Source organism: Flavicella sediminum (assembly GCF_006381105.1).
GTDB lineage: Bacteria > Bacteroidota > Bacteroidia > Flavobacteriales > Flavobacteriaceae > Flavicella > Flavicella sediminum.
This window is the reverse complement of record NZ_VDET01000018.1, coordinates 41,872-55,301: the sequence shown is the minus strand read 5'-3', so window position 1 is coordinate 55,301 and position 13,430 is coordinate 41,872. Positions and strand designations below refer to the sequence as shown.

Annotated in this window: 7 protein-coding genes; 2 read left to right on the top strand and 5 right to left on the bottom strand. The window is 33.5% G+C overall.

What is annotated here, in order from left to right:
* Positions 1-3: 3 nt before the first annotated feature.
* Together FGM02_RS14985 and ttcA are read left to right on the top strand one after the other, a co-directional pair.
* Positions 4-3,657 (top strand): AAA family ATPase, encoded by a 3,654-nt coding sequence (locus FGM02_RS14985; protein WP_139959311.1) that lies wholly within the window; start codon positions 4-6, stop codon positions 3,655-3,657.
* Positions 3,658-4,191: 534 nt separating this feature from the next.
* Positions 4,192-4,986 carry a tRNA 2-thiocytidine(32) synthetase TtcA gene (gene ttcA / locus FGM02_RS14980; RefSeq protein ID WP_139959310.1) on the top strand — a complete coding sequence of 265 codons (795 nt, stop codon included), beginning with the start codon at positions 4,192-4,194 and terminating at the stop codon, positions 4,984-4,986.
* Between the two features lie 152 nt (positions 4,987-5,138).
* Here ttcA and FGM02_RS14975 read toward each other — a convergent pair whose 3' ends face one another.
* The 5 genes from FGM02_RS14975 to thrA form a co-directional block, all read right to left on the bottom strand.
* The gene (locus FGM02_RS14975; protein WP_139959309.1) at positions 5,139-6,518 is read right to left on the bottom strand and encodes a trypsin-like peptidase domain-containing protein; all 1,380 of its coding nucleotides are present in this window, start codon (positions 6,516-6,518) and stop codon (positions 5,139-5,141) included.
* Positions 6,519-6,656: 138 nt separating this feature from the next.
* Positions 6,657-8,204: a hypothetical protein gene (locus tag FGM02_RS14970; protein ID WP_139959308.1), complete on the bottom strand. Its 1,548-nt coding sequence runs from the start codon at positions 8,202-8,204 to the stop codon at positions 6,657-6,659.
* A gap of 26 nt (positions 8,205-8,230) precedes the next feature.
* Positions 8,231-9,661 carry a Na+/H+ antiporter NhaC gene (gene nhaC / locus FGM02_RS14965; RefSeq protein WP_139959307.1) on the bottom strand — a complete coding sequence of 477 codons (1,431 nt, stop codon included), beginning with the start codon at positions 9,659-9,661 and terminating at the stop codon, positions 8,231-8,233.
* An 89-nt stretch (positions 9,662-9,750) separates the two neighbouring features.
* Positions 9,751-10,923 (bottom strand): trans-sulfuration enzyme family protein, encoded by a 1,173-nt coding sequence (locus tag FGM02_RS14960; RefSeq protein ID WP_139959306.1) that lies wholly within the window; start codon positions 10,921-10,923, stop codon positions 9,751-9,753.
* A gap of 73 nt (positions 10,924-10,996) precedes the next feature.
* Complete coding sequence (gene thrA / locus FGM02_RS14955) at positions 10,997-13,417, bottom strand: bifunctional aspartate kinase/homoserine dehydrogenase I (RefSeq protein WP_139959305.1); 2,421 nt, start codon at positions 13,415-13,417, stop codon at positions 10,997-10,999.
* Between the last annotated feature and the right edge of the window lie 13 nt (positions 13,418-13,430).

Here is a 13,430-nt window from a genome sequence, read left to right as displayed (position 1 = left end):
GTAATGAAAATTTTAAAAGTAGAATTACAAAATATAAATTCCTTAAAATCAGATACACCTATTGTCATCGATTTTGAAAATGAAGTCTTTAAAGATGTGGGGTTGTACGCCATTACAGGCTCTACAGGCGCTGGAAAAACAACCATTTTAGATGCCATAACCATTGCATTGTACCACAACGTACCGCGTTTTAACGGAACAAAAGGCACCTTGCTAGATGTTGTGAGTCATAGTGCTCATGATGCTTTTAGTAGAGTTACTTTTGAAAATGATGCCGTTGTTTATGAAGTTTTTTGGGGAATTAGAGTAGCCGATGCCTCCGGAAAAAAATATAAAAATGCCAAAGAAGAAGTCAGTTTAAAAAACTTAACTACTGGCGCCATTTTAGCCACACAAAAAAGGGCCCTTATTTCAGAAGTAGTAAACGTAACTCAATTAGACTACCATCAGTTTTTAAGATCTGTGATGTTGGCACAAGGAGAATTTGCTTCTTTCTTATCCGCCAAAGGTCCGGAAAAAGGAAAACTATTAGAGCAAATTACCGGTGAAGAAATTTACAAAAAAATAGGCCAGGGAATTTTAGATCGAAAATCAAACGAGGACACTAAACTAAGAGATATTCAATCCAAAATTAATTCCGATGATATTTTAAGCGAAGAAGCCAAAATTGCATTGCATCAGAAAGACAAAGAATTAGACCTTCAAATTAAAGTTACAGAAAAAGAAATTATAGCTGCACGGCTTGTTGAAAGTTGGTACCAGAAATTTCAAGATATTATTAATGACGCTGAAAAACTTGAAACGGAAACACAAGAATTAGCAGTATTTATTGAAAAACACAAAGAAGAACTTCAAGGCTTAGATTTAAATGAAAAAGCCGCACCTTTTAAAGACTTGCTTCAAAACTTAAACAGAACAGAAAAAGAATTTCTTGAAAAATCGAAAGAAATAGAACGCTTAGAAAAACAACTTCAAGAACTAACACCGAAAATTGAAAAACTAAGTTTACAAACTCAAAAAGATTCGGAAGCTTTAAATAAGGTCGACCAGGAATTTGATACTTGGCTACCGAAATTTGATAAGATTAACAACTTAGACAATACCCTTAAAAGTGAGCTTGATACGCTCAAAAAAACAGAGTCTGAAAGTCTTTCCATTAACAAAAATATTGAGAATTTTAATACCGAAAAACAACACTTAAATAAAGAAATAGAAGAATTCACTTCCAAAATTAAAGTGGATGAAGCTTATTTAACAGAACATAAATTCTTAAAAAATGTAGAGCTAGAAATTTCCGATTGGGCTATTGAAATGGCTTCACTTAAAGAAAAAAAAGTCGCACTAAAAGAAGCTACTACCTTTGTTGATCTTAAAAATAAAGAAATTGACAAAACAAAAAAACGTCTAAAAGATGGCAATGAATTACTGAATGTTGAAGTTGAGAAATTAAAAAAAACAGAAAAAGAACTTGTAGCTATTAACTTGCAGTTAGCCAAAAATAAAGTCGAAGATTTATTGGCTTCCCAAACAAAATTATCCGAAACGGAAGCAAAGTGGAAGCAATTACAAAACTATTCTGAACAAGTCCTTAAAATAAAAAAAGAGGAAAGCGATTTATTAGCAAAGCAAAAACGGGATACGGAAGAACTAGAAACAAGTAAAAAACAAATTAAGGACTTAAAAGATAAAATTGAACAGCAAGAAAAAACGGTGACCGATGCTGAAAAAATTTTAGAGCTAGAAAAAAGTATTGCTAAATATGAAGCAGATCGTAAAAACTTAACAAAAGGAATTCCTTGTGGTTTGTGTGGTTCTAAAGAACATCCGTTTGCCGAAGATCTAAAAAGTGCTGGTGTTTCAAAATCTGAACAAGAATTTCAACAGCGAAAAGAAAAACTGAATGCGCTTATTTTGTCAAAAACAGAATGGGATAAAAAAGAAGTGGCGCTCAACACCTCTATTAAAAGTTTTACTCAGCAAATAGAAAACATTCATGAAGAAGTAAAAGAGCTTGCATCTAAAGCCAATCAGTTACATGCTACTTGTGACATATATAATACAGCATCCATTGCCAGTGAATTAAAAAAAACACAAGAACAGCTTACAAAATTAGAAACACAATTACATACGTCGCAGCAATTACAAAAAGAGAAGGACAAACTATCGAACGATTTTACCTTTCAAAATAATGCTATTCGTAAAATAGAAATCGGTATCACTAGTCTTCTTGAAAAAAATAAAAATACTGCCACAGAAATTAGCGATAAACAAAAAACGATTCGTAATTTAGAAACAAGTTGCACAGCCTTAGAAACTAGTTTGACGAATAAATTGGCAAAGTTTAACTACCCATTACCTTCTACAGAAGAAAGTTCTCAATTTATATCAGAACTAAAAACTCTCATCGCTATTTTCACAAAAACACAGAAGAATTTAGACCAATTACTTTCCCATTTAAAAGTAACAAAAACCAAACTAGAGAACAACAAAGAAAAGCTAAGCGCAGAATTGAAAGCGCAAAACACTACTCTAGAATATTTGAAAGCTACTTCTGCTAAAATTACTGAGCTAAAAATTGATCGAAATGCAATTTTACCTTTGGCTATCTCTGTAGAGACCAAGCGAGAAAGTTTACAAAAAGCAAAAACGAGTTTCACTAAACAACTTGAACAAAGTAAGCTAGCACTCCAACAAGATTTAGATTTACAAACTCAAAACAACACCTTAAAAGTTAAAAACACAAAAGAACAAGTTGATTTAAAAGAACACCTAACTAGTTTAGAAACAAAATTTGTTACGCAGTTAAAAAGCAGTGATTTTGAAAATAAAGAAGCCATTGAAAAAGCTTTGCTGACAGAAGAGGATTTAAAGAATTTCACGAAAAACAAGGAGCTAATAAAAGAAAAACAAGTCCGTTTAAAAACACACAAAGAAGCCAATTTAAAAGCAACAGAAAACCTTAACAAAGTCAAAAACTTTGAAACAACTGAAGTAGAAAACAAAACATTACTCCAAGAACTTAGTCATAAACACAGGCATTTTTTAACCGAAAAAGGGAAAATTGTACAAGCCTTTACAAAAGACGAAGAAATCAAAAATAGAAATAAGGAAACCTATCAAAAAATTGCTGCACAAACAGAAATTTGTTTGGTTTGGAAAGAATTATTTAAGCTCATTGGAAATTCTAAAGATGCATTTAACGTTTATGTACAGCGTTTGACTTTAAAACATTTATTGGATTTGGCCAATGTACATTTATACCAATTAAACAAACGGTATTCTTTAAAAATGGAAGAAGCGTATAAACCGAAGGAGGAATTGAATTTTAATTTGATAGATCATTACCAAACAGACCAGGCCCGCTTGGTAGATACCTCTAGTGGTGGAGAAAAATTCATTATCAGTTTGGCCTTGGCTTTGGGCTTGTCTGATTTAGCTAGTAAAAATGTAAAAATAGACTCTTTATTTATAGATGAAGGTTTTGGGACTCTGGATAGCAACACCTTAGAAACCGTAATTTCCACCTTAGAAACATTGCAGTCGCAAGGTAAAATGATTGGCATCATCTCTCATGTAGAAAATTTAAAAGAACGCATTCCAACACAAATTAAGATCACTAAAAAAAGTAACGGCGTTAGTACGGTTGCTATTACTTAATTCAGTTTAGCAAAAAGTGTTTCTGTTGGGTGTTGGATGTTGGATGTTGGATGTTGGATGTTGGATGTTGGATGTTGGATGTTGGATGTTTAAATAAAAATATTGCAATGAAACAAAAACTGACTTTTTTTCTATGATTAAAACATTTGATTTTCCTCAAATTGCCTTATTTTTCCGAATTCATAAAAACAATTACAATGCTTAAGTTCCTTCTGAAGTTAAAAAAATTCTTAACCCTTGTCTTACTCCTAATACTAGCCGTTATTTTACTGTGTGTTATAGACAAATATCTTATTCACCCCAACTCAAAAGGAATCAGTCTGTTGGATATTAAAAATATTTCTCGCTACATAGTAGCCCCTATTGCTATTGCCATACTTTTATTAAAATTAATTCAGAAAAAGGAAATTAAAAGTTAAGGAACTCTATTTCTTCGCTACGTTTTATGAAACCTAAACCTTTTTATTGGCTAACACATATTCATTACGTCATTTAAGTTTTTATTCTAAGTAACTAAGTATTATTTTTGCCTCCATGGAGAATATTAAACAGGTTACAAAAAAATTGCATCGTGCGGTAGGTGAAGCTATTCAGCAATTTACAATGATAGAAGATGGCGATAAAATCATGGTTTGCCTATCTGGAGGAAAGGATAGTTACACCCTTTTAGAAATGATGTTGCATTTCCAAAAAGTTGCTCCAATTTCTTTTGAAATTATTGCGGTGAATTTAGATCAAAAACAACCTGGATTCCCTGAAGAAATCTTACCTACTTATTTAGGAAACTTAAAAGTTCCGTATAAAATCATCGAAAAAAACACCTATAAAGTGGTGATGGACAAAACTCCTGAAGGCAAAACAACCTGTAGCCTTTGTTCTAGATTAAGAAGAGGAACTTTATACGAAGCTGCTAAAGTTTTAGGCTGTAATAAACTAGCATTGGGACATCATAGAAACGACATAATTGAAACCTTTTTCTTGAATTTCTTTTTTGCAGGAAAATTAGAAGCCATGCCTCCAAAATTCATTAATGATGCGGAAGAGTTGGTTGTATTGCGACCTTTAGCTTTGTGTAAGGAAAGTGATATTGAGGTGTATTCTGACCACATGCAATTTCCAATTATCCCTTGCAATCTATGTGGTTCTCAAGAAAATTTACAAAGAAAAAAAGTAAAACAAATGATAGCCGATTGGGAAGTAGAATTTCCTGACAGAACTTCTATCATGATGAATGCTTTGCAAAATGTATATCCATCACATTTATTGGATAGAAACATCTATGACTTTGTAGGGCTTAAGGACACTATTTCTAGCGATTCTTTGGTCTAATTTTTACTTACTTGTAAAAAACAGCTAGTTTGTACCAATAGTTGCTAGCTAAGCATCCCTTGTAGAGAAAGTTTATACTTTTAAGAAAATAATGCAAAAAAAATAGCTCGGAACCACCCGAGCTATTTTCACTATTAACTAAACTAACCAAACTATCTAAATATGTAATTTTCTTTTTCTCCTTCAAGGTTTAAAATTCCTAATTTTAAATATCCTCTATTTCTATTGTTCAGCATTTGTTCTGCTTCTTCAATAGTCTTAATTTCTTTGCCGTTTATTTCTACCAATACAGCTCCCTCTTCAACACCTAGTGATAACAATTCTTCATTTTGAATTTTAGAAATTTTAACTCCATGATTGTTCAATTTCTTTGCTTCTTTTGGTGATAATTTCTCTAAAGAAAAACCGAAAGCATTAATTTTTGCGGTTCTGTTTTCTGTCAACTCTACAACTTTTGTTAACTTTTTATCACCTCTTAAAACGGTTACATTGATTTTATCTCCAGGACGTTTTGCATTCAATTGGCCTTTTAAATCAGAAAACTTAGTAATTTTTACATCATTTATTTTCACGATTACATCTTCTTCTTGCAATCCTGCTTTTTTAGCGCCTCCATTTTCTGTAACCGCTGTAATACGTACTCCTTCTAAATCATCTTTACTCGGGTCGTATTGAATTCCGATCAATGCTTTTTGGACATTTCCATACTCCATTAAATCTTCAACTACTTTTTTAGCAATATTAGAAGGTACTGCGAAAGAGTAACCTACAAAGGCTCCTGTTTTAGAGCTAATCGCCGTATTGATTCCTACCAATTCACCTCTAGTATTTACCAAGGCACCTCCACTATTTCCCGGATTTACGGCGGCATCTGTTTGTATAAATGATTCTATATTAGAATTTCCTTCCAAGTCTCTTCCTTTAGCACTAATAATACCCGCAGTTACTGTGGAAGTTAAATTATAAGGATTTCCAACTGCCAATACCCATTCTCCAACTTTTACATTGTCTGAATTAGCAAAAGGAATATAATCAAATTCAGCGCCTTCAATTTTTACTAGGGCAATATCATTAGATGGATCTGCCCCAATTAAAGTCGCTTTGTATACTTTTTTATTATTTAAGGTAATTTCGATATCGGTAGCGTTATCAATTACATGATTGTTTGTAATTACATAACCATCAGAAGAAATTAAAACACCACTTCCTGTTCCAACTTGTTCGTATTTTCGTCCTTGAGAACGACCATAAAAAAGTTCAGCAAAAGGATCTCTTACATTTTGAACTGACGTGTTTTTTACATGAACTACGGCATTCAAACTTTTATCAGCTGCAGTTACAAAATCTGTTTTTTCCGCAGCAATAGAATTTACATAACTAAAATTAGTTTGAATTGGAACTAATGTATCTTCCACTTGATGACTTACGGTTTCATTTGTAGTACTATTTTTCTCTACAAACAATTTATAACCTCCTAATGAAATGGCTCCACCTAAAAAGGCTACAAAAACTAAATTTGCTGTTTTTTTCATTTTCTTATACTTGAATTATTAATTACAGTCCAAATATATAAAATGAAAGCGTTGCTTTTTTTAGTTTAACTACGCATTAACTTATTTTAACTAGCCTTTAACAAAAGGTCCGAGTTCAGAAAAAGTGAAGCAGTCGTTTTATTTAAGTACCAGCTGTCCCAATTGAAATTTAACGCCGATATCTAAAATTAGAGGATCAAAATTTCCTTTTAAAGGTTTAAACCGTCCAATATTTGAAAATAAAGAAATTCCTTCTGATATTTTTTTCTCAATACCAGCGGTGTATTGAAACAACAAACCACTACCTAGTTCAATTCCGCCACCTCCTCCAGCACCGGCCATTACTTTTGCATTGAGTTCCCAATTATTTTTTAAAGCTTGGTGCCCAATAACACCAACCCAACCTTCACCATATGCACCATAACTACCTTGATAGGCCCAAATTGTGGCCCCAACCAAACTTACATATTTATTCAATCTTTTGGCGACTTCAAATCCAATTAAGTTAAAAGAATGGTCATACGAAATACCATTTTTATCCTTTAGAGCTGGTGGAAAATAAGTTCTGTTAAAAACCGAGAATGAAAAATCTTGTAACTGATAGTCCTCTGTTTTTATATTGAATTTTTGTGGCGATTTATCTGAAATCCCACCAAAAAGCTCTATAGTTTTTCCAAACACAAAATCGTAATGAAAAGCTTCAAAAGTCCCACCAGGTGCAAAGGTTTTTCCTGCTAATACTTTCAACTGATAATCTTTAAAAATTTGAATTCCTAGTCCTGTTTCTATTTGAAATGAAGCACCTCCTCCTGTAGCCACAGCACCTCCACCACTTGGTCCAACGAGCGCTCTAAAGTCATAAAACAATTTATCTTTCCAAATAGGAAGTGTCATACCTCCACCAATAAAATAAGACATAAATCCATCAACACCGCCACCATATGCACCATTAAACTCTAAACTACCATAAAAATTTGGGGTAATGTATTTATCAAATTGAATACCGATCAATTCAATTTTTGATCCTGGTACAAAGGTCACATTACCTTTTTCTACCACTTCTCCTTGATAACTTGTGTACATTGTATTCACAAATGAAAGTCGGTTGGTACTATTTTTAAACTTAGAAAAACGTTCAAAGTTGGTATTTACTTTTTCGGAAGCCAAATAAAAACTTTCATCTAAAGTCAATCCAAAACTAAAATGTGTACTTGAAATGGTTCCTGTTGGAAAATCTATTTTGGCAATACCAGCTCTTAAAGAAAGTCCTTTTGACACTCTTTGTTCGAATTCAAAATGCGGTCTTACAATCAAACCTCCTCCATCAGGTGCGCCACCGCCACCACCGCCACCAACATAAACTCCTACATCGTAAAATAAAGAAGTTCTGAAAAACCTCTTTTTAAGTCCAGCCGAAACTCCAAAAGAAAATATCCCTGCTCGCTCACCTGTCATAGCAGAAAATGAGTTCACCCCTAAATAAACATTTGGATGTTTTTTCACCAACCCAAAAAGATCATAACCTATTCCAATCATACCGATATTGTCTTCACCATCCATATGCATGGTTTCGCCGCTTAATCGAATTCTTGATGTTTTTTTCTCTATGGAAAATTCTTGTTGTGCAATGCTATTTGTTATACTTAACAAATAAATAAGGAAACTTAATCTTAAAGCAATTTTCATTTTTTTAGATCTATTTAAAAGAAAAATTAGTCTTTGGCTAATTGTTTTATTTTGATTCTGAACGCTGCAAATAGCAAAGTTGTAATAGGACTTAAATAATTAAAAAAGGCATACACAAAGTAATCGGCAACAGACACACCTAGTACGCCAGATTGATAGGCTCCACAGGTATTCCAAGGAATTAATACAGAAGTTACAGTTCCTGAATCTTCCAAAGTTCTACTTAAATTTTCAGGAGCCAACCCTTTATCTTCATATGCTTTTTTAAACATTTTCCCTGGGATAACAATTGCTAAATACTGATCTGAAGCAACAATATTTAAACCAATACAGCTAAATACAGTACTTACAAACAAACCGAAAACGGAAGTCGCCAATTTTAGCAAAGCATTTGTTATTTTAGATAGGGCACCAATGGCATCCATGACGCCACCAAAGACCATAGCGGATAGAATTAATAAAATGGTCCATAGCATACCTAGCATTCCACCAGAACTAAATAATTCATTCAAAGCTTCATTATCTGTTTCAATAGTTACGTCAAAAAAAACAGCTTGTAAAATACTTGCTGAAGTGTTGTCAGAAATAATCGCTAAAACTTCACTTTGAAAAACTACCGAAAAAATGGCTGCTAAAACCACGCCTGTTAGTAAGGCCAATAAAGGTTTGAATTTTAGTAAAACCATGGTTACAACAACAATGGGTACGACAAATAACCAAGGTGTAATTGTAAAAGTAGCCTTTATAGAAGCCAAAAAATCACTGATATCTGCAACACCACTCGTATCAATATTCAGACTTATAATTCCGAAAGCAATTAAGGTGACAATTAAAGTGGGCACCGTGGTAAGTGTCATGTATCTAATATGCGTAAACAAATCCGTTCCTGCCATGGCTGGAGCTAAATTTGTTGTATCACTCAAAGGCGACATTTTATCACCAAAATAAGCACCAGAAATTACAGCACCTGCAATCATTCCTGCATCAATTCCCAAAGCTTTACCAATACCAATCAATGCAATTCCTACCGTAGCAGAGGTTGTCCATGAACTTCCAGTAGCAATGGATATAATTGCTGCAATAATTACGGAAGCCGGAAGAAAAATACTCGGATTTAAAATTTGCAATCCATAATAAACCATAGCCGGAATGACCCCACCTATAAGCCAAGTTCCTGCCAAAGCGCCAACCAACATTAAAATAACAATAGGTACCCCAACACTTTTAATATTGTTCCCTATTTCGTTTAAAACTTTTGTTATTGAGACTTGATTTTTTAAACCTATGACAAGTGCAACAGACGCTGCAAATAATAAAATAAATTGATTGGAATAATCTCCTAAAAGTACGCCTTCAAACCAAAAAATATTCAAAGCCAATAAACCAATCAAAACGAATACGGCAATGAGTGCCTCCCAAATAGTTAATTCCTTGTTCTCCTCAACCGTTTCTATCATCCTTTAGTTATCTTTATTAAAGCCTAAAAATAATCATTTAACTGTGGGTATAAAAAAAGACCCAACAAAATGTTCGGTCTTTTTTAAATTTAAATTGTTTCTAATGCCTGATTGATATCAAAAATAATATCATCTATATGTTCCAATCCTAAAGAGCACCTTACCGTACCATCTAAAATACCTACAGCTTCTTTATCTGCTTTTTCTAACTTGGCATGCGTAGTAGATGCTGGATGTGTTACAATGGTTCTTGTGTCTCCTAAATTAGCCGACAAAGAACACATTTTGATATGATCAAAAAATGTTTTACCTCCTTCTACACCACCTGCTACTTCAAAGGCCACAATGGTTCCGCCAAGTTTCATTTGTTTGATGGCTACTTCGTATTGAGGATGCGATTTTAAAAACGGATACTTCACCCATTTTACTTTTGGATGTTCTTCTAAAAATTCTGCTAATTTTAACGCATTGTCCGATTGTTTTTCACAACGAATCGCCAAAGTTTCTAAACTTTTAGAAAGTACCCAAGCGTTAAAGGGCGACAACGAAGGTCCTGTTAATCTAGAAAACAGATACACTTCACGAATCAGTTCTTTTGATCCTACGGTAATACCTCCTAAAACTCTTCCTTGTCCGTCAATTAATTTTGTTGCAGAATGGATGACCAAATCGGCACCAAATTTAATAGGCTGTTGTAAGTAAGGAGTCGCAAAACAATTGTCGATGATCAACAAAACATTGTGCCTTTTTGCAATGGCACTTAGTTTTTCCAAATCCAATACATCGACTCCAGGATTTGTAGGAGTTTCTGCATAAATAAATTTTGTATTTGGTTGAATTAAACTTTCAACGGTATCCAAAGCATCTACAGCAAAATAAGAAGTTTCAATTCCCCATTTTGGAAAATACTTGGTAAATAAACCATGTGTAGCGCCAAAAACAGATCTAGCAGATACAATATGATCTCCTGAACTTAACAAAGCCGCAAACGTAGAATAGATAGCTGCCATACCAGAAGCAAAAGCAAAACCATCTTCTGCTCCTTCCATTTTACAAATTTTCTCTATAAATTCCGAAGTATTCGGATTGCTATATCTACTGTATAAATCACGTTGTTTTTCTTCGGCAAAAGAGGCACGCATTTCTTCAGCATCATCAAATACAAACCCTGAAGTTAAATATAAGGGTGTTGAATGTTCTTTGTGTTGCGTTCTTTCAGATTGTGTTCTGACTGCTTCCGTTTCAAAATGTCTATTTTCCATTGTGTAATCGTTCAAAGGTTGAATTGTATATTAATTATAGTAACTACAACGCAACATTTATAATTTATTTTTTTTAAAGTCCGCTTTCAGAAAGTCTTAATATATCTCCGAAAACCCCTCTTGCCGTTACATGCGCACCTGCACCTGCTCCTTGTATCACTATTGGGCGCTCTCCATACGATTCTGTATAAATCTCAAATATCGAATCAGCACCTTTTACTTGCCCTAAAGCAGACTCCGGAGAAACTGAAATTAATTTGACTTCTAAGATTCCTTTGTCTTGTGACAAATCTCCGTGTAAATCGCCAATATATCGCAATACATTTCCAGGTTCTTGTTGCTCTTTTATTTCTTTATAAATAGGATCAAATTGCTCTAAATTATTTAAAAAAGTAGCGGTGTCTCCGTCTCTTAATGTTTCAGGAATTAGGTTGTGAATTTGCACATCAGAAAATTCGTTTTTCAACTCCAATTCTCTTGCTAAAATTAACAATTTTCTACCGACATCATTTCCATTTAAATCCTCTCTTGGATCTGGCTCTGTAAATCCCTGATCAACAGCTCCTTTTAACACCTGACTAAACTGTTCGTCGTTTGCAGAATAATTGTTGAACAAATAACTTAAAGTTCCAGAAAACACCCCTTTGATTCGAGTAATATTTTCACCTGAATAGTGCAATACTCGAATGGTATCAATTAAGGGCAATCCGGCTCCAACATTGGTTTCGTATAAATAACTTTTCTTATTCTTCTTTAAAACACGTCTTAATTCTTCATAAAACTCGAAAGAAATTGTATTTCCTATTTTATTTGATGAAACCAAATTAAAACCACTTTCTACCAAAGAAATATAATGGTCTACAAATTGAGCACTTGCCGTATTATCAACTGCAATTAAATTTTCTAAGTGATGCGTATCTGCAAAAGCGACAACTTCAGCCACTCCAATTTCTTGTCCTTCTTCTGCTAAAGTTTTTTTCCAGTTATTTTGAATACCCTGTGCATTTAAAACAACTTTCTTTGAATTTGCAACAGCAAAAATATTTAACTCAACACCTTTACGTGCTAAAATTTTCGACTTGCTTTCTAGTATTTGATCCACAAGTGTACCTCCTACCAAACCAACACCAAATACAGCGATGTTTATTTTTTTAGAAACTCCAAAAATTTCACCGTGTATAACATTTACAGCTTTGTGTAAATCTTTATTATCAATCACCAAACAAACATTTCTTCCGGCAACGGTATTGTTCATTAAAATAGGTTCAATACTATTTCTAATCAAAGCACTATAAGAACTATTGAAGGAAGCCAAGGTTTTTCCTAAGGTAGAAACGACAGATACATTTTGTCGGACTTCAATTTTAGTGACATCCTTACTGATAAAATCTAAATTAAATTCGTTAGCCAAAGCTTCTCTCGCTTTTCTAGACTGGTTGGCATTTACCACAAAGCTTATTCCTCTTTCTGAAGAGCCTTGAGAGATAATACTAACACTAATATTTTCTTTTTGCAAGGCCGTAAACACACGTGCATCTACCCCCACTTTTCCTAAAAGACCTTTTCCTTCTAAATTGATCAAGGCCATGTTTTCCAATACAGAAATAGCTTTGATTCCGTCTTTAGATTTGTGATCTTTTGTAATTAAAGTTCCTTCATTAGTGGTGTCAAATGTATTTAATATACGCAACGGAATTCCTTTTTCTATAAGAGGAATCATGGCTTTTGCATTTAAAATATACGCTCCAAAATTGGCCAGTTCATTGGCTTCTTTAAAAGATAAATTTTCAATTTTACGAGCATTTGAAACTAAATCGGGATTAGCCGTATAAATTCCATCTACATGTGTATAGTTTTCTAAGGTCTCCGCATCTAAATAATTTGCCAATAAAGCCGCAGAATAATTACTTCCATTTCTACCCAAAGTAGTGGTTTCATTTTCAATACTTGAAGCAATAAAACCGGTTACGATTTGAACTTCATTTGGGTCGGTATTTTTAAAATACTCAACCACATTGTACTTTGTCAATTCTTCTAACAATTCGGCCTCGCCAAAGGTTGTATCTGTTTTTAATAAATTTCTTGAGTCTACAAAACGTGCTTGAATTCCTTTAGACGTTAGCTGACTTACCACTAATTTCCCAGCCAACAACTCGCCATGAGCCAAAACTAAATCTTTAATTTTGGGACTGTAATCACCTAACAAATTTACCCCTTCAAATATTTTTCCCAAAAGATCAAACTCTTCTGAAAAATCAATAGTTGCATTGGGCTCTAGTTGGTAATCTTTAAATTCTTGAAAAGCTTTTTTATAAGAAGTATTCCTTTTTGCTTTTTCCAGAATTCGTTCCAAATCATTGGTCGCGCTTCCTCTAGCCGACAAAACATAAATATTTTGCTCTTTCTTTTTTATTTTAGAAATGATAATTTCTAAAACATGTTGCAAACCTTTTCCGTTTGCCAAAGATTTACCTCCGAATTTAACTACTTTCAAACCTTTAAATTTT